20 protein-coding genes are annotated in these 18,908 nt (G+C 46.5%); 1 reads left to right on the top strand and 19 read right to left on the bottom strand.

Annotated features, from left to right (window positions below; translation table 11 throughout):
- Positions 1-9 precede the first annotated feature (9 nt).
- The 3 genes from EL84_RS32750 to EL84_RS17800 all read right to left on the bottom strand — a co-directional run bounded on the left by EL84_RS32750 (position 10) and on the right by EL84_RS17800 (position 1,803).
- Positions 10-144 (bottom strand): hypothetical protein, encoded by a 135-nt coding sequence (locus tag EL84_RS32750; protein WP_256704105.1) that lies wholly within the window; start codon positions 142-144, stop codon positions 10-12.
- A gap of 122 nt (positions 145-266) precedes the next feature.
- The gene (locus tag EL84_RS17805) at positions 267-602 is read right to left on the bottom strand and encodes a four-helix bundle copper-binding protein (RefSeq protein ID WP_047842526.1); all 336 of its coding nucleotides are present in this window, start codon (positions 600-602) and stop codon (positions 267-269) included.
- A gap of 73 nt (positions 603-675) precedes the next feature.
- On the bottom strand, positions 676-1,803 hold the full coding sequence (locus EL84_RS17800; RefSeq protein WP_047842525.1) for a CobW family GTP-binding protein: 1,128 nt from the start codon (positions 1,801-1,803) through the stop codon (positions 676-678).
- Positions 1,804-1,974: 171 nt separating this feature from the next.
- Here EL84_RS17800 and EL84_RS17795 point away from each other — a divergent pair, with 171 nt between their 5' ends.
- A complete protein-coding gene (locus EL84_RS17795) occupies positions 1,975-2,493 on the top strand; it encodes a molybdenum cofactor biosynthesis protein B (protein WP_047842524.1) in 519 nt (172 codons plus the stop codon).
- Between the two features lie 68 nt (positions 2,494-2,561).
- Here the strand turns inward: EL84_RS17795 and EL84_RS17790 are convergent, their stop codons facing one another.
- The 16 genes from EL84_RS17790 to recA all read right to left on the bottom strand — a co-directional run bounded on the left by EL84_RS17790 (position 2,562) and on the right by recA (position 18,813).
- Complete coding sequence (locus tag EL84_RS17790) at positions 2,562-3,116, bottom strand: hypothetical protein (RefSeq protein WP_047842523.1); 555 nt, start codon at positions 3,114-3,116, stop codon at positions 2,562-2,564.
- Positions 3,117-3,190: 74 nt separating this feature from the next.
- Entirely contained in the window at positions 3,191-4,210 is a 1,020-nt protein-coding gene (locus EL84_RS17785; RefSeq protein ID WP_047842522.1) for an oxidoreductase, read from the bottom strand.
- A 111-nt stretch (positions 4,211-4,321) separates the two neighbouring features.
- Positions 4,322-4,972 (bottom strand): hypothetical protein, encoded by a 651-nt coding sequence (locus EL84_RS17780; protein ID WP_047842521.1) that lies wholly within the window; start codon positions 4,970-4,972, stop codon positions 4,322-4,324.
- Positions 4,973-5,371: 399 nt separating this feature from the next.
- A complete protein-coding gene (locus tag EL84_RS17775; protein WP_047842520.1) occupies positions 5,372-6,826 on the bottom strand; it encodes a nicotinate phosphoribosyltransferase in 1,455 nt (484 codons plus the stop codon).
- A gap of 197 nt (positions 6,827-7,023) precedes the next feature.
- Complete coding sequence (locus EL84_RS17770; protein WP_047842519.1) at positions 7,024-7,581, bottom strand: cysteine hydrolase family protein; 558 nt, start codon at positions 7,579-7,581, stop codon at positions 7,024-7,026.
- A gap of 38 nt (positions 7,582-7,619) precedes the next feature.
- The gene (locus EL84_RS17765) at positions 7,620-8,423 is read right to left on the bottom strand and encodes an NUDIX hydrolase (protein WP_047842518.1); all 804 of its coding nucleotides are present in this window, start codon (positions 8,421-8,423) and stop codon (positions 7,620-7,622) included.
- Between the two features lie 78 nt (positions 8,424-8,501).
- Positions 8,502-8,906: a PaaI family thioesterase gene (locus tag EL84_RS17760; RefSeq protein WP_047842517.1), complete on the bottom strand. Its 405-nt coding sequence runs from the start codon at positions 8,904-8,906 to the stop codon at positions 8,502-8,504.
- A gap of 209 nt (positions 8,907-9,115) precedes the next feature.
- Positions 9,116-9,529 carry a RicAFT regulatory complex protein RicA family protein gene (locus tag EL84_RS17755; protein WP_197997748.1) on the bottom strand — a complete coding sequence of 138 codons (414 nt, stop codon included), beginning with the start codon at positions 9,527-9,529 and terminating at the stop codon, positions 9,116-9,118.
- A gap of 299 nt (positions 9,530-9,828) precedes the next feature.
- A complete protein-coding gene (miaB, locus tag EL84_RS17750) occupies positions 9,829-11,385 on the bottom strand; it encodes a tRNA (N6-isopentenyl adenosine(37)-C2)-methylthiotransferase MiaB (protein ID WP_047842516.1) in 1,557 nt (518 codons plus the stop codon).
- Positions 11,386-11,697: 312 nt separating this feature from the next.
- A complete protein-coding gene (gene pduL / locus EL84_RS17745) occupies positions 11,698-12,270 on the bottom strand; it encodes a phosphate propanoyltransferase (RefSeq protein WP_017689107.1) in 573 nt (190 codons plus the stop codon).
- 193 nt (positions 12,271-12,463) lie between these two features.
- Entirely contained in the window at positions 12,464-13,465 is a 1,002-nt protein-coding gene (locus EL84_RS17740) for a dipeptidase (protein ID WP_047842515.1), read from the bottom strand.
- A gap of 85 nt (positions 13,466-13,550) precedes the next feature.
- Positions 13,551-13,811 (bottom strand): stage V sporulation protein S, encoded by a 261-nt coding sequence (locus EL84_RS17735; RefSeq protein WP_007430104.1) that lies wholly within the window; start codon positions 13,809-13,811, stop codon positions 13,551-13,553.
- 117 nt (positions 13,812-13,928) lie between these two features.
- Complete coding sequence (locus EL84_RS17730; protein WP_036609256.1) at positions 13,929-14,723, bottom strand: TIGR00282 family metallophosphoesterase; 795 nt, start codon at positions 14,721-14,723, stop codon at positions 13,929-13,931.
- Positions 14,724-14,876: 153 nt separating this feature from the next.
- Positions 14,877-16,418: a ribonuclease Y gene (rny, locus tag EL84_RS17725; protein WP_036670418.1), complete on the bottom strand. Its 1,542-nt coding sequence runs from the start codon at positions 16,416-16,418 to the stop codon at positions 14,877-14,879.
- 310 nt (positions 16,419-16,728) lie between these two features.
- Positions 16,729-17,466, bottom strand: a complete 738-nt coding sequence (locus EL84_RS17720) for a regulatory protein RecX (RefSeq protein ID WP_047842514.1) — start codon at positions 17,464-17,466, stop codon at positions 16,729-16,731.
- 282 nt (positions 17,467-17,748) lie between these two features.
- Positions 17,749-18,813, bottom strand: a complete 1,065-nt coding sequence (gene recA, locus EL84_RS17715; protein WP_036609261.1) for a recombinase RecA — start codon at positions 18,811-18,813, stop codon at positions 17,749-17,751.
- Positions 18,814-18,908: the final 95 nt, after the last annotated feature.

Here is an 18,908-nt window from a genome sequence, read left to right as displayed (position 1 = left end):
TCACTCAGGTCATGTCATACCGGCTTCCACCTCTCCCGGCTCGCTGTCATGTATGGATCTGGCTACTCTCCCGATCATTGATATTCTTCGTTTCAATTCATTGCCATCATTATACATACCACGATCAGACTTGGCAACCTGCATTAAAAATCCCCTACTGAAAGGCAACACATAGGCACATCGTCTCAGATGCTTATGTTCACTGCCTTCCCTTAGGGGACAACGGTCATTATCGGTTTTAATTATATATTCCAGTGAAATAATATTTACGCCACTGCTGCCATAAACCGGCAAGCTTCTGCACATCTGCGGCAAGCCTCTGCACATGCTTGGCAGTGATCATGGTGGTGTTTGCCACACTCAGCGGCGCAAGCTTCACAAGCTTTCACACACAATTCGCATATTTCAGCAATGAAATCACTTCCCCGTGTCATCGCTTGTGCAGCAAAACTGCAGATCTCCGCACATTCCCGATTCAAACGAATGCAATCACGCAACATCGCCAGATCATATTCTTTCAGACTCGATATGTAACATACGTTGCATGCATTCATGCACTCCAGGCAAGCATCGATACATTGTTGATATTGTTGTTGTGTCATTTAAAGTTACCTCCCAGGCAAAGTTTGCTATGCATCTTAATACCCAGTTCGGAGGAATATTGAATCATCTAACCTACTTTATCGCTTCCAATTCCAGTAATTGGTCACGAATGACAGTTTGGTCAAAATGTTCACCTATAAACACAGCAACATTAGGGACCTCTCCCTGAGGTGTGATCTTCATGTAATCCGATTCACGGTAGGCATACTGGAACCAGAAACGGCTCGCCGTGTCACTAAACGATAAGATGCCTTTTGCTCGATATACATCCCGTGGCAAAGCAGATACAAATTGTTCAAATGCTTCGCTGTTCACCGGATGACTGAAATAATGCGTATACACCATGACATGTTCGTGTGATGCATGAGGAGCGGAATGCTCGTGTCCGTGGTCATGACTATAGCTATGAGATGCGTCAGTATTCGTAGCATCGCCTTGGACTGTATGATCTGTATGATCTGTATGTTCATGACCATGATTGCAGCCATGTGTACCACAAGCTTCCGTATGCACATGATGCTCTTGGTGAGCCGGCTTACCTGCTTCAGAAGCTGAATCACGTACGTGTACGTCTGCCCCGCTGCGAAGCAACAGATCCATCTCCACCTCACATTTGACCGTAGGAATTACAGGGGCGAAGCCATTCCATTTTGCCAAAAGCTGCTCCAGATCCTTCAGTTCCTGTGCACTCACCCGATCCGTTTTGTTCAAGAGAAGCACAGACGCACAACGAATCTGCTCCTGCATTAGCTTGAAGGTCTGCCCCTTCTGCTCCTGATACAGACCAGATAGATGTGCTGCATCCACAACGGTAATGAGACTTTTCAGTTCCAACCGCATGTAAAGTGAAGTCTCCGTTACCGCATCCAGAATCTCCATTGGATTCGCCGCACCAGTTGCTTCAATGATGATAACATCAGGTGATTCCTCCTGAACGAGATCGGCAAGTTGCAATCCCAAGTCACCACGTACGGTACAACAGATACATCCACCTAACATCTCTGTCATCGGAACGGTGGAATCCACAATCTGACCATCCAGATTGACTTCGCCCAACTCATTCATAACCACTGCGGGACGCAAACCCTGCTGTTGCCAATGTTCAATCAACTGAACAAGCAGTGTTGTTTTGCCACTCCCCAAAAAACCTGACAGTATATATACAGGTATGGATTGTTCTTTTAAAATCGTTTCATTCATGCGTATACACCTCTCTGATTGTCCTTCTTGTAACCTGATCTATCTATATCTAGCGAGTGTACACCATCCCGCATTCGTTGTGCAATAACGTTCAACTCTTCCCCAGTACATTGCCTGATTCTACCGGATGGTCTATGCTATGAGGACATGTTGATTGAAGGAGGAAGTTTCATGACTAATTCAGTGGAACAACATCGCCAGGAAGCTCCAACCACGGTATCGTGCATGATTGTTACAGTATCGGACACACGCACTAAAGACACTGACACCAGTGGCCAGCTCATGCACCAGCTTCTGAATGAAGCAGGTTATCAGATCGTTGAATACATCATCACACCAGATGAAACGGAGAACATTCGAAGCATCCTGCAAGATGCAGCTGTTCGTGATGATATTGAAGCGGTGCTACTTAGCGGCGGGACAGGGATTGCACCCCGAGATACAACCTACGAAGCAGTATCCTCACTACTGGACAAGGAACTACCGGGCTTTGGTGAGATCTTCCGTTTTCTCAGTTACACCGAAGATATCGGTTCCGCTGCCATCCTGAGCAGAGCCGTCGCTGGAACGATTGGACGAACAGCCGTATTCTCCATGCCGGGTTCCAAAGGAGCCGTCAAATTGGCCATGGAAAAACTCATTTTGCCCGAGCTGCGGCATGTGATGCGTGAAATATATAAACCCGTCTGAAAGATCAGACGGGTTTTTCGGGTTTATTTTCAGCTGTATGGTAAATTACGAAGGGGTTCTCGCTCAACTTACCTTAGTTGCCCCAGCACATGTTGGAACACCTGCATAACATCCTGTTCATACTTGTCCTTTTCCCCACCAGAAGCTGTATAAACGAGTGAGACGTATCCTTTGCTGCGAATCGTTGTCCGGCCAAGCGCATTCTCCAAGACAGCCTCATCACGATTCTCACTATACATTTGTTTCATACTGGCAGCCCGGGTTGCAGCATCACTGAAAATATGGACTTTCACGATGTGTCTGCCACTTCCATTCAACAAATACATATAAGAGATCCCACCATGGCCGTCATCGGCAGACATGTTATTCATCAGCTGGATGCCCTTTGCTTCGAAACTCTTACTGATCTCACTCACCAATTCACCGTTTAATCCGTGTCCTTGACTCTGTGCCCGCACATTTCCTTCATCCGTCGCTTCGCGCGTGTAGACCTTCCGCTCCTGCTCAATGGATGATGCCGAACAAGCCGCCAGGGACCAGACACTCGTGATCAACACACCACTTACAAGTACCGACTTCATTGTTTTTCCAACCAGACTTCGCCCTTTTCTAGCAAACCACATGCCAATCCTTCCTTTCCAGCCACGTGTGCTGTGACCCAATCAGGTAGAATTAGCATGTCTAAGGACTTAGAATCTTATGCGGATGGCAGATCTGATATTGTATTGACCACCGTACGACCCACTGCACCACCTTGGAGTATAGTCTCCAGCGTAAGAGGCAATTGATCCAAGGAAATTTCCCGAATTCCCAGTTCCAGCGCGCGCTCCGGTTTCCATTCTCCGCCGAGCAGTTTCCACAATCGTTCCCGACGTTCCATCGGACAATATACAGAGTCTATACCAACAAGCTGGATGCCACGCAAAATAAACGGAAGTACCGTGGATTCAAAAGCTGTGCCTCCAGTTAACCCGGATACCGCTACCGCACCTCCGTATTGAATCTGTTTCAATCGGTCCGCAAGAGCCGGTCCTCCTGTTGGATCAACAACTCCCGCCCATAGCTGTTTCCCCATGGCTCCTTTAGCTGGAGCATCAGCTTCTTCACGAGTAATAACCTCTGAGGCGCCCAAGTTTCGGAGCAATGCCTCCTCCTGATCCTTTTTGCCTGTGCTGGCTGTTACTTCAAAACCAAGTTTCGACAGAATGGCAACTGCCATACTGCCAACACCACCCGTTGCACCCGTAACCAGAACCTTGCCCATCTCCGGTGTCACTCCAGCCTGTAACAGCGCATCTACCGAAAGTGCAGCCGTGAATCCTGCAGTTCCAATTGCCATGGCTTCTTTCTCACTGAGCCCCGGTGGCAGAGGCACCAGCCATTCACTGCGCAGACGAGCATACTCGCTGTACCCTCCGTAATGAGATACGCCAGGTTCAAATCCTGTACTGATCACCCGATCTCCTGGTGCAAAACGTCCACTGACCGACTCCTCTACCGTTCCGGCCAGATCAATTCCCGGTACCATTGGGTACTCACGAACGACGCCGCCTTTCTCAAGGGTAGCGAGTCCGTCTTTATAATTGACACTGGAATACTGCACCTGTACCGTTACATCTCCATTTGGCAGATCTTCCTTCTTCAGTTGCTCTATAGCAGCTTTCACTCCGCCCTGTTCTTCTTTACGGACAATATATGCGTTAAAATGATTTTTCATCAATAGCCACTCCTTCTTTGGATTTTATATATTTTTCCATTAAGCACATGAATTGTTCGCATTCAAGCTTAATGGCTACCTTTTACTTCTGGATTCTTCAGATGTGGATGATCAAGCTCTGTCTCTCCTGAGCGTCAACAGATAGATTAGTGGACCCACAATAGGGATGATGCCTGCCGCGGTCCAAGCTGCTGAACGTCGACTCAGTTTAGTATCCCTGTATATCGCAATCATGGAAAGTAAGGTCAGCAGCACAAAATCAATCGTCATGATATGTACAAAGGCAGATTGCTTGAATGCTTCCATATATACATCCGGATGACCTTGCGTCACGGCATAGAAAGCTGTCCCCAGCGTCAACAGCAGAAGGACTACATGCGTCAGCTTGTGGGCTGCTACCCGTCCAATTCCCGTCTCCCGCTGACGACCAAAATGCAAGCTTGCGTAACCCGAAGCTCTATTTGCGGATGATGACCATGCATAATAGGGAAGCAGGGCAAAAGCACCCAGTCCAAAAGAAAGTATGACAAACGGCCAAGCCGGAACACGGCCTCGTTCTTTCGCAGATGTTCTTAACAGCATACAGGCATAAACTGCCGGGAAAATACCTAACCACGAAAATACCGTAAGTAACCAAGGTTCTTTGCTTTGCATTGTAATCAGTTCTTTGAATATCGGATCACTTCCAGGTGACTGCCCCGGTGCCAACAACAATGCATAGGCAATAAAAGCGATCCAGACCAGTCCTAATATCCATCTCATGTCTGCACCTCCTCTTACTTTCATCCCCTACAGCTACGGGATTGAAACAATGCGATGCAGAATTTGGCGGCTCCTGCGCTTTCCCGAGAAATAATTACTGCTTTCCCCCTACAACCTCTTGAATTGGGGATGACTATTATCCAGTATAGCCTGCTACCTTGGCAGTCTGTCCATGAGATTTCTTACATCACTGGTCCATCCCATAAGGATCATATAAGAATAACGTCTATCAACTATCGACGTACTTTCACAGAAGACAGAACCCGTATAGCTGAAATTACTTCTTGCGATCATCGAATCGTTCAACTCCGCTAAGAACGTATACATTTTATAGGCAGCAAAAAGGCATAAGCCAGTATCCCTCACTGGTTATGCCTCTCTGTAATTCTTATGTGTGAACTATTCCTCTGTGGATTTCACATGTTCCGCAATGAGCTTCTGCTTCATATTCCATGCCGCAGGGCTGATGTTCACACGGTAGATCTCCGGGTTGAGCTTCCGTTGGTATTCAGGCCAGAAGAGGTTCATCTGTTCCCTGTGATACGCCCGAATCTCATCCAGATTAGGCAGTTCATACACTTTACGTCCATTCACAAAGATTGGCTCCAGCATATTCACCGCTTCGTAGCGGGTAACGGTCTTTTTCAGATAAGGGTGTAGTGGGTTGAACAGCTTGAGCGGTCCGCCCTGTAGCGGCTGCTCTTCATTTGGATAGCAGATATAATCTGCAATCGCTTTGCCATGTTTCGGATCAATGATCCGGAACACTTCCTTTTTACCTGGAGTGGACACCTTTTCAGGATTGGCAGATATTTTAATCGTAGGCAGCATGGCACCGTCCACTTCACGCTCCACCAATTTGTACACTCCACCCAAAGATGGCTGGTCAGAAGCGGTAATCAACTGTGTACCAACACCCCATGTATCAATCCGTGCTCCTTGAGCCTTCAGGTTGAAAATCGTATTTTCATCCAAATCATTGGATGCTACAATTTTCACATAATCCAGCCCAGCCTCATCCAACATCTGACGTGCCTGAATCGACAAGTACGCTAGGTCACCACTGTCGAGACGAATCGCATTCATCTTTTTGCCTTGGCTCTCCAACTTCTTGGCTGTTTTGATGGCGTGAGGTACTCCACTGTTCAATGTGTCAAAGGTATCAACCAACAGTGTAACCTGATCAGGCAACACTTTGGCATACACGTCAAAGGCCTCCTGTTCGCTCATAAAGCTCTGTACCCAGGAATGGGCATGTGTACCTGCTGTTGGGATCCCAAAGCGCTCTCCGGCCAGCATATTAGACGTTGCATCGAAGCCTGCTACATACGAGGCACGTGCGCCCCAGATGGCAGCATCCGCTTCCTGCGCACGCCGTGTGCCGAATTCGAGCAACGTATCCTGTTGTGCTACCTGTTTGATCCGCGAAGCCTTGGTTGCAATCAACGTCTGATAATTCATGAAGTTAAGTATCGCCGTCTCCACCAATTGAGTCTCCATAATGGAGCCTTCTACCCGAATGAGCGGTTCGTCAGGGAAAACAATTGCACCCTCCTTCATGGAATGAATCGTCCCCTGAAATGAAAACTGGAGCAACTCTTCCAGAAAGACCGGATCGTAATTTTCCTCTTGTTTGGATAAAAATTTGATGTCGTCCATCGTAAACCGAAGCTGGCTGATATAGTTCACAATACGTTCCAATCCGGCAAATACCGCATATCCGTTACCAAAAGGAAGTTTACGGAAATAGGCTTCAAATACCGCCTTCCGCTTGTGAGTACCATTCACCCAATGGGCGTACATCATATTGATCTGATATTTATCCGTATGTAAAGCCAGGCTAGTTGTCTGCATTTGTCTCATCCTCTCTGACTTCCGCTCGTGCCCCCAGATTTCATCTGTGAACACGGGTTAACATATGGAGACTCATTCTTCATGATTCTGTTCATCCGTATTAAACAAACAAGTCTCCCGTAAAAAACTCTATACACCATTCACCACATTCATCCGGTTCCTAACATGGAGTCAACCAAACATGACTATGGAGTAAATTAAGCCAAGACTGTCTCGCTCGCCTTAACCACCGAAGCACCAAGGCTGGAACGAAAATGTCCAAGTGCCCACTCATGCCCTGCCGGATTGAAGCTGGCAACGGCATCTTCGTATACCGTAATATGAAAACCTTTATTGTAAGCGTCCACTGCGGTATGCAATATGCAAATATCCGTGCATACCCCAATCAGTGCAATATCCGTAATACCACGTGCACGCAGCCTGAGTTCCAGATCGGTCCCACAGAATGCACTATATCTCGTCTTATCCATCCACTGTATATCTGTTTTCCGTTCTTCCATCACTTGGGCAAGACGACCATATAACTGTCTTCCCTCCGTATTTCTGATGTTATGAGGTGGGAAAAGTACAGTCTCCGGGTGATACGGATCATTCTCTTCGTGTAGATCCACAGCCATGATTACCTCATGTTTGTTCTTACAATAGGCCTCGGTTACAGCTGCAATCGTCCCTTCGATCTCTACTGCCGGCTGACCTACAGGCAAAGAACCTGTCACAAAATCCTTCGTAAAATCAATGACAATCAGTGCTTTCATCGTCAACACTCCCTTAGCCCAGAAATGGTTGATCCTGATTACGTGTAGATGGACAGGCGTGGTACGAGTTCTGTAAAACGATATAACTGCGCCGGACGCTGCGAGTACTGGTTGGAACTCGCCAGGTTCCCCTCTTCATCTCTTACTTCTTCCACAATGCCTTTACGGCTGCGGGTAGACGTAATCTTGCGAATGAAGTTTGGTTCTTCAAAATCCGGTACAACACTTTGAATAACCTGATATAATTCACTTAATGTAAAATCACGTGGCAGGAACTGACGAGCAATCGTCGTTTCCAGCATCTGCTGTTGAATACGTCGATAAGCATCTTCAATGATTGTTCTGTGATCAAAGGCCAGTTCCAGTTCTTGCAGCGCCTCCTGAATCGTGAACAACCCAACATCCTCAGCATCATCTGCCGCTTGGCGTTGATCCAGCATCCATTCTTCCACAAGCGCGAAAAATGCGTGAGAGATAATCCAGCCCCTTGGGTCACGACCCGGCTGACTGTATACATTCAAGTACTCCAGATGTCCACCATCTACACCTGTCTCTTCCATCAGCTCACGCTTAGCTGCACCATAGATGGATTCATTTTCCTGACAAAATCCACCGGGTAATGCCCATCTGCCTGCAAAAGGCCAGCCTTTGCGCTTGATCAGCATCACTTTCAGTTCCCGAATGGGAAGTGTCTTCGTCACCGTCTTGCGCTCCCGCTTGGTCAAGGTGAACATAACGATATCCGCAGGAACACCATCGGGGGTACGATATTTTTGGGAACTATAAGCACGTGCTGCTTGTTCGTCGCTCTCTGCATTGAAGTGTTCGTAGTTTTCGCTCATGGGCACCACCGACTATTTTCATTTTGATAATTTCATTATGACATAATAATATCTTTTGTCAACCGCAGGATTCGTGCGTTACGTTCTAGGGCGTGCTATGCGGAATGTCGCCGTAGCCATACATCCCAATGTGCCCGATTCATCACGAACCTCCGATTGAGTCGTAACACTGCGTCCTGCTTGATGTAGTACCGTAGCTGTCACCGTTAATTCCCCTTGTTTCATTGGTGCAAGAAAATGTACGTTCAGATTTGTTGTCACACAGCCATCCACTTCCATTGCTGCTGTTGCAACCATACCCATTGCCTGGTCCATCAGTGAAGTTAATACACCCCCATGAATAATCCCCATGGAGTTGGTATGATGTTCGCCTGCTGTCAACGCGATCTGTACTTCTTTTCCGTCTCCTTTAATATAACGACAACCTAGAAATCCCCAGAATCGTCCGTCTCCGTCTTCCACCATTTTGTCCAAAATACTCATTATTCATTTCTCCTTTATTCACTGTACGTATCAAGCTCTCTTGATGTCATGTGCCTTTATCATTAAAAATCAGCTGCGCCACACAAAATAACCCCACAGCGTGGAGCTTTGCTTGGAATTATATTCCGAGTACTTGGCGATAGCCACTCCACGTTAACGGTTATGTAATGTCAAAAAAGGCGCGGACAGCGTCCGCACCCTTCCGTCATTTAACCGCAACTGGTCGGAGGTGAATCCGTTCCAGCCTCCACGTTTACTTTTTCAGAAACCGTATCCCGGATTACAGAGATCACTAGTTGCAGTAAGTAGTTGATGTCGCTCTGGCTCTGCTGGAATTCCGTAACCAATGGAATACTGTCCAGTTCGCTTTGCAGATCTTCAATTTCCTGTTCAATTTTGCTGACCATCTCCACATTTTTGAAGCTTTCAAAAGCAACAATCTCTTTTTGTTTTTTCTTGATCGTTGCAATCAACTGCTGGATGCGCTCATGATCCCGAATTTTGGTTTCAGCCTGTTGAAACTGTCTAACTTCCTCACTCGTTCCGAGCATATCAGCCAATTCTTTGGCTTTTCCCATAATGTCGTCGCGTATGACCAGATTGCGCGTATCGTAGGTTGGCATTCCATAATGGTTGTACTGCACTTCTTCCTGCGCCACTGAAATCGCTCCATTCTATGAGATGATATAAGATGAAAACTCAATGTTGCATTAAGCTCAGTTGACTGCTGAGTGACCGCTGCGGTGTCGGATCGTTCTTTTGATCGCTGTTGTCTCCGAATTTTTTCGATTGAAATTGTTCATGGTTAAAATTTGGAGACAAAGGCGAACGCTTCGCTTCTACAGAATCGATTCCGTCACCTTCGCTACGCTCGGCCGTAACCCGCTAAGTGCAAAAAGTATTCATCTTATTGGTGTGTGTATTACTGATTGGCAGCTACCGGCTCGGAGAGCAGGTTGCCCCGAATATAAAAAGTCATCGGATCGGTGATTTCCACTTGTACGAAAGTACCGATCAAATCTTTAGGTCCTTCAAAATGCACCAGCTTGTTGCTGCGTGTACGTCCTGCCAGAACTTCGGAATTCCGTTTGCTCTCGCCTTCAACGAGCACTTCAACGATTTTGCCGCGTTGCTCTTCATTGCTTCGGTGGCTGTATTCGTTGATCGTTTCGTTCAAGCGCTTCAAACGTTGCTTCTTCACTTCCATCGGTACGTTGTCTTCCATCACCGCAGCCGGTGTACCTTCACGCGGGGAATAAATAAAGGTATAAGCAAAATCATACCCTACTTCACGGACAAGGGAAAGTGTATCTTCAAACTGTTCTTCCGTTTCCCCCGGAAAACCAACAATAATATCAGTTGTCAACACAACATCCGGGATGGCCTTTTTAATTTTGTCAGCCAGCTTCAGATAGTGTTCCCGGTTATACTTGCGGCTCATACGTTTGAGTACTTCTGAACTGCCAGATTGCACCGGAAGATGAATGTGCTCCACCAGATTTCCGCCCTTGGCCAGCACTTCAATCAAGTGGTCATCAAAGTCACGTGGGTGACTGGTTGTAAACCGTACTCGCGGAATATCAATTTGGCGAATGGCATCCATCAAGTCACCAAAACTGTAGTTCAGGTCGGTGAAGTCCTTGCCGTACGCATTCACATTTTGACCAAGCAGCGTGATCTCCTTAAAGCCTTGTCGTGCCAAATCACGTACTTCGGCAATGACATCTTCCGGACGACGACTGCGTTCTTTGCCCCGCGTAAACGGAACGATGCAATATGTACAGAACTTGTCGCAGCCATACATAATGTTCACCCAGCCGCGCATACCCTCACGTTTCTTCGGCAGGTTCTCAATAATGTCGCCTTCCTTGGACCATACCTCAACAACCATTTCTTTGCTGAACAGCGCTTCCTGGATTAGATGTGGCAGTCGATGCACATTATGTGTACCAAAGATCATATCCACAAAGCCATGCTTCTGCATGATTCGGTTGACGACACCTTCTTCTTGGGACATACATCCGCATACGCCAAGTAACAATCCCGGACGTTCGAGTTTTAGCGTTTTCAGGTGACCAAGCTCACCAAATACTTTATCTTCCGCATTTTCCCGTATGGCACACGTATTAAGCAGGATAATATCAGCTTCTTTGCGATTCTCTGTAGCCTGATATCCCATAGACTCAAGGAGTCCTTTGATAGTCTCCGAGTCATGCTCGTTCATCTGACATCCATACGTATATACAATATAATGTTTGCCTTTCCCTATGTTTTTCAGTTCATCGGGAACGGCATTTTCGTAAAGCACCTGGACGTCTTCCTTGCCCCGCTGTTTCTCCTGACGATGATTGGGCTCCGATTTGATGTTAATCTCACGGCCCCGGATTCTTATCTTTTTGCTGAATTCATCTTGCGAAATTACTTTGGCATCGGAGAAATCAAAATATTGGGAGTAATCCTTTTTTGAGTCTTTAGCCATTTCCTTCGGTCACTCCTTACAGCCTCTATTAATAAAAAATCGTTCATTCATCCCTGTTCCACATGAATATCTTGCTTGGAACATTAAAAGAGCATTACAGCAAATTATAGCATGAATTGGGCTGTAGTTCCACATCCAAAGCGCATGTCCCTTCGTCTAATCCGAAACATGCCATGCTCAGAAGAACACTCAGAAAACACAAAAACCTGAGCCTTGCCATCAGGACTGGAATTAACCGGCCCCTGTTGGCTGTGCTCAGGTTTATATGTTATTCAGACCGCCATAATTGGGGGCTGAAGCTATTACATGTAATTAATCGATGATTTCAGCAGTGTCGCCATTACGAGCGCCAGCAGCGTTAGCTTCATCTGTATCAATATGCATGTCCAGTGCGAAAGAATCGGATACACGAGCCAGTACATTTTCCAGTACCAGACCACGATCTCCACCCAGACGAACTTTCAACATTTGTTTGTCCTCGATACCCCATTTAGCAGCATCAGAAGTATGGAAGTGAATGTGACGAGCAGCAACGATAACACCTTTATCAATCGTTACTTCGCCAGCAGGACCTTTAATTGTGATTCCTGGTGTACCTTCAATGCTTCCAGATTCACGTACAGGTGCTTTAACACCAATCGCAAATGAATCTGTCATGGAGATCTCCAGTTGCGTTTCAGGGCGAACAGGTCCAAGGATACGCACTTTATCAAACTGTCCTTTCGAACCAATTACCGCTACAGTTTCGTTAGCAGCGTATTGGCCAGGCTGGGACAGAGGTTTAAATTCAGTCAGTTCATAACCTTTGCCAAACAAAATTTCAACGTGCTCTTGGGATACATGAATGTGACGGGCAGATACGCCCACAGGTACTGTTTTACTCATTGTAAATTCACTCCTTGTTTATCTATGGCCTGTACTCAGGCTCTTAACAATCCAATGGTATTATACCCCTTTTTGGAGTGAAATGAAAACGAACTGGTGAAAATTCATGAAATACACTTATTTCACCATCATTCCCCTCCTTTATTTGGAAAACAAGTTTCAATTCAACACATTCAAAGCACACACCAGTTCACTATTTCATGGAATTCCCCTTCATCTGCATCTTCGGATTGCTCTCTGGCAAGTGTTCCCCCAGATAACTCATTGCATTCCCCCACAACCAGCCGCGCACTAAATGTTCATCATAATGCTTGAGCAGGATTTCCGTCAGTCTCGGATAATGTCCTGAATGTTCAAGTCTCTGAATATACGTTGAAATTCCATCAAAATCAGACCCCATCATCAGATGATGCTGCCCGCCGAGAGAACAGATCTCCTCAATATGAGGCAGCAGATCTTCTATACGTACCTCACCCTCCTGCTTGACAAACCAGGGTACAAACGTCAGTCCAATCCGCCCTTCCCGGGCAATGATAGCCTGAATCTGATCATCTTTCAGATTACGCACATGGGGACATACGCTGTAGCTGTTGGAGTGGGAGGCGATAAAAGGACGTTTACTCAAGTCAGCCAGTTCCCAGAAACCTTTCTCTGTCAGATGTGACACGTCGAGCAGCATTCCGATTTCATTACACTGGCGCACCAGTTCCTTCCCCTTCTCAGTCAGACCTGCTCCACGTTTCTCCATTACTCCGTCAGCCGCCCAATTGGCATAATTCCACGTTAGTCCAATAATTCGAACGCCCATCTGATAACATAACTCCAGATAGAACAGGTTGCCCTCCAGGCCATCCACACCCTCCAGTGTGATTAATCCCCACAGACCCTCTGTTTGCCCCACCTGAGCCACCTGTTCACGCCATAACAACGTCTGTGTGCCGTCAGGCCGCTCCTGACTTCTCTCCACACGTCTACGATAGATCTCCAACTGCCCCATCACATGTTCAAACTTACCTCTGCCAAGTACTTCGGGTAAATAGATGGCGAATGCCTGCAACCCTACATCCCCCTCTTTCAAACGTTGCAAGTTCACATCCAGTTGTGGGGCATCTTGGAATGAAAGAGCTGGCTGCATCAAAATTTTGCTCAGTGCATCACAGTGAAAATCAGCTACACGCCAATCAGACATGGACATCTTAAACCCTCCTCCATATGTTATTGCAAAAAAACGCAAAAAAACCTGTCTACATCGTAAACAGGTTCAATGCATACTGCATGTATTATCTGGGCTCCACAATCAGCTTAATGGCCGTTCGGTCCTCGCCGTCGATCACAATGTCTGTAAAAGCTGGAATACAAATCAGGTCAACTCCGCTTGGTGCTACAAATCCCCGGGCTATCGCTACCGCTTTAATGGCTTGGTTCAGTGCTCCCGCTCCAATTGCCTGCAGTTCAGCATTTCCACGTTCACGAAGAACCCCTGCAAGAGCGCCGGCTACAGAATTAGGATTGGACTTTGCTGAAACTTTTAATACATCCATGGTAAGTACCTCCCTGGGAATGTTGAAAGTTTGTTTCCACTTACTAGATGTTATTCGCGGGAGGCAAAAAAATTCCTTCTTTTTAGACGGGTTTCCCTGCAAATTGGGACAATACCCCTATTCCATGCGCCACTCGTCCTCCGTCAGACGAATTTTTTCGATGCGTGTTGCCGCACCTGTGGCTTCATCAATTTCAACAAAAACACCATGGAAGTGCCATTTGCCATCATCCACAACAAAACGTACAGGTAGCTGAGTGTAGAACTTACGCAGCACGGCCTCACGCTCCATGCCCAATATGCCGTCACGAGGCCCTACCATGCCTGCATCCGTCAAGTAAGCTGTTCCTCCAGGCAAAATCCGATCATCATTACTTTGTACATGCGTATGTGTACCTACAACGAGAGACGCACGTCCATCCAGATGCCATCCCATGGCAATCTTTTCTGACGTCGCTTCAGCATGCATATCGACCAAAATACATTTATGGTCTTGACGCAGCTCATCTACAATTTCATCAGCTACACGGAATGGACAATCCAGAGCAGGCAGGAACGTTCTTCCTTGAAGATTGACAATCGCTAGCTCTTTCCCTTCGCCTTTGACAACCGTGTACCCTCGTCCTGGTGTGCCTGGTGGAAAGTTTGCTGGACGAATCATGCGGGGCTCATCATCTATAAAATCAAAAATATCCTTATTGTCCCAAGTATGATTACCAAGTGTAATACCATGTACACCCCAGTTGAAAAACTCATTTGCGATTGCACCGGTAATGCCGCGACCTGCTGCCGCATTTTCACCATTCACAATCACCACATGTGGCTTATACTTCGATTTCAGGTACGGTAAATTTTCCTTTAATGCCTTACGTCCCACGTTGCCTACAATGTCACCAATAAACAAAACTTTCATTGATTACTGCCTCCTCAATTCCTGCAAAGTCCTCTTACTTCAAATGTTGAACCTTTGCAGGACTCTATCTCATGCTCCATGATGTGTAGTTGCCTTTAACAGGCTATCAACAGGAAAAGTGGCCCACTACTGCGGCCACTTTTCCGTAATGCTCTATTTTGCGTATTCAACCGCACGGGTTTCCCGGATGACGGTGACTTTGATGTGACCCGGATAGTCGAGTTCATTCTCAATCATCTTCGTGATGTCACGGGCTAAGCGGAAAGCTTCAGCATCATCGATCTTCTCAGGCTGTACCATAACGCGAACTTCGCGTCCGGCCTGAATGGCGTACGATTTCTCGACACCTTCGAAGGATTCTGAGATTTCTTCCAGCTTCTCCAGTCGTTTGATATACGTTTCCAGCGTTTCGCGGCGTGCGCCTGGTCTTGCTGCGGAGAGCGCATCTGCTGCGCCAACCAACATGGCAATGACCGAAGTCGCTTCGCAATCTCCGTGATGGGACGCGATACTGTTGATTACAACCGGATGTTCTTTGTATTTCTTCGCCAGTTCCACGCCAATTTCGACGTGTGATCCTTCCACTTCGTGATCCAGCGCTTTACCGATGTCATGCAATAGACCTGCACGTCTTGCCAGAGTTACGTCTTCTCCCAGTTCGCCAGCCATCAGTCCAGCCAGATAAGCGACTTCCATGGAATGTTTCAAGACGTTCTGACCGTAACTTGTACGGAACTTCAACCGGCCCAAAATTTTGATCAGATCCGGATGCAGACCATGCACGCCCACTTCAAAGGTAGCTTGCTCACCGTATTCACGGATGCGCTCATCCACTTCTTTGCGGGATTTCTCAACCATCTCTTCAATCCGTGCCGGGTGAATACGTCCATCAGCCACCAGTTTCTCCAGCGCAGTACGGGCGATTTCACGGCGAATCGGGTCAAAGCCCGACAGAATAACAGCTTCTGGCGTATCATCGATAATGAGGTCAATCCCTGTAAGGGTTTCAAGCGCACGGATGTTACGTCCTTCACGACCGATAATCCGGCCTTTCATTTCTTCATTTGGCAGGGTAACAACAGATACCGTTGTTTCCGCTACGTGGTCAGCCGCACAACGTTGGATGGCGAGTGTAATAATCTCGCGGGACTTTTTGTCCGCTTCTTCCTTCGCTTGTTGTTCAATGTCCTTGATCATTTGAGCCGTCTCATGACGAACTTCCTGTTCTACGTTGGACAGTATGATACTGCGTGCGTCTTCCATGGTGAGGTTGGATATACGTTCCAACTCTGTCACCTGGTTTTTGTAAATCATTTCGATCTGTTGCTGAGTCTCATCAATTCGTTTCTCTTTGTTAGCCACTTGCTCTTCTTTACGTTCGAGTGATTCCAATTTTTTATCCAGCGACTCTTCTTTTTGCAACAATCGTCTTTCTTGTCGTTGAATTTCATTCCGACGTTCACGAGTGTCTTTTTCAGCTTCAGCGCGAATGCGATGGATTTCATCCTTCGCTTCCAGCACCGTTTCTTTCTTCAGTGCTTCTGCCTCTTTCTTCGCGTTCTCCACGATTTGTACGGCAGCTTGTTCCGCACTAGAGATTTTAGCCTCTGCAAGAGATTTGCGAATAAAATATCCTACTCCGAACCCAATGAATAGCGCGGCTGCAACGAGAGCGATCGTGATTGCAATTTCCATACTGTTCACCTCCTCGTTGGTTCCTCCAAGGCATTCCTTGGGTCAATTTGCAGTTTTCAAACCTTACATATGTTTGGGAATAACGAATACTCACGGCGATCCCCCGCCGATTTTCATTTCACATGTACATGTTTCCACGTACTATTCACTGTTTCCAGCGAACCCATAATTAAGAATGGTATAAATCTTAAGAAACCGAAACCGCTTTTTTGGAAGGAAAAAGGGTTGTCCATTTCTTACAGACTCATGTCCATTTTAGTATTTGACGAAAGAAATTGTCAAGAGAATGCAGTATAGAGACTCTAGTCTGCTAATCCCATAACAACGCTTCGTCATCTTCAGGGTCCCCAGCCTCATCTTCTTCAATTAAACAATTCACGACCTTGCGCACCATATCCATTGAAAAACCACGTCTCATTAGGAAGGGAAGCGTTTTATTTTTTTTCTCTTTGACGTCCCCTTTGACCTGATTCCATTTTTTGCGTCCGGCACTCAAGGCAGTCTCAAATTCCGCATCTGTACTGATCCCTTCTAGTGCCTCAACAATGAGATCATTGGCAATGCCCTTTTGACGCAGCTCTTGCCTTATCCACAGTTTTCCCTTCCGCTTGCCCTCCATACGCTGTCTTGTCCATTCCTTCGCAAATAGATCGTCATCCACCAGGTTCTCCCGCTCAAGCCGATCCAGCGCCTCTTCAATCAAAGGTGCAGCAAACTCCTTCTGACGAAGTTTCTGACTTAATTCATGGCGCGTACGTGGCTTATGCTCCAAAAAACGCAGAGACTGTGCATACGTCCGCTGTCGCTCATCAGCTACAATGATTTCCTCCAGATCCTTCTTCATAAACGTATTACCTTGAGTCATCCTGTATTTAATCATCACATCTTCAAGAACCGTAATGGAGTGGATGCCAAAAGTGATTCGATAACGAGCTTGCCTGCTCTTCGTTCGTTCTACACGTGTAATAATAAGTTCTTCGTTGTCCGGAAATTGGGATAGGCCATCCTGTTCTGCTTCTTCATATAAATCCTCGTCATGTTGATCCATTCTGGTCTCCCCTTTCATAACATTTTCATTCTGACTACGCCAAGCACATCTTCACATAAGACAAAGAACACCAATAACACAAAAGACCGGGAACTCTGCCCGGCCTTTACTCCACAGTTAGCGTGCTAACAGCCCCTGTCCATTGGGACAGGGGCTGTTAGACAGCACGAGTACTCCCACTACAATCCATTATCCAGATTGATCCAAGCTCAATCAGATAAGTTTACGGAGTCCAGTGGGGAACACCCTCAGGGTCCTCCCTACAAGAGAGGTTTTGAGAGATTACTCGTTGATTTCAAACAATTCTTGTTCTTCTGCTGCTTCTTTTTGTTGCTCTTCACTAGTTGGCGCAGGAACTGCAGTAACCAAGTTACTGGCTACACGAATTTTTTGTTCAATGATGTCAGCAATATCTTTATGCTCTTTCATGAACTGCTTTGCGTTCTCACGGCCTTGTCCTAAACGCTCGCCTTCGTAGGAGTACCAAGCACCACTTTTATTAACGATGTCCAGCTCTGTACCAATGTCAATGATACTGCCTTCTCTCGAGATACCCTCGCCATACATGATATCCACTTCCGCTTGTTTAAACGGAGGTGCCACTTTGTTTTTAACAACTTTAATACGAGTACGGTTACCAATCATGTCATTGCCTGATTTGATACTCTCAATACGACGCACATCCAGACGTACTGTGGAATAAAACTTCAGAGCACGACCACCAGGTGTTGTTTCCGGGTTACCAAACATAACGCCAACTTTCTCACGAAGCTGGTTAATGAAGATTGCGATTGTTTTGGATTTGCTGATTGCACCAGACAGTTTACGCAGCGCCTGAGACATCAAACGCGCTTGCAAACCAACGTGTGAATCACCCATTTCGCCTTCAATCTCTGCTTTTGGAACCAATGCGGCTACAGAGTCAATAACGACGATATCTACTGCACCACTGCGTACAAGAGCTTCTGCAATTTCCAGCCCTTGCTCACCCGTATCTGGCTGAGACAGAAGCAATTCATCAATATTAACACCAAGTTTGCTTGCATATTGTGGGTCAAGAGCATGCTCGGCATCGATAAATGCAGCTTGTCCACCCGCTCTTTGTACTTCAGCGATAGCATGCAATGCTACGGTTGTTTTACCAGAGGATTCAGGTCCATATATTTCAACAATACGGCCTTTAGGCAAGCCGCCTGTTCCTAATGCAATATCCAAAGCCAAGGAACCACTGGGAATAATTTCCACATTCATATGAGTGGACTCACCCAGTTTCATGATGGATCCTTTACCAAATTGCTTCTCTATTTGACGGAGCGCCATATCAAGCGCGGCACGACGGTCTGACAATAAGCTCACACCCTTTACTGTTTATAAGATAATGATACCTTGTTTTAACACGTTTGCCAAGCTTTTTTTCGAACATACATTCGTTTTTTTTGTAA

Origin of the sequence: Paenibacillus sp. VT-400, from assembly GCF_001029205.1 — a bacterium.
Lineage (GTDB): Bacteria > Bacillota > Bacilli > Paenibacillales > Paenibacillaceae > Paenibacillus > Paenibacillus amylolyticus.
Note: the sequence above shows the minus strand (reverse complement) of the source record. Positions and strands in the feature narration are given on the sequence as shown.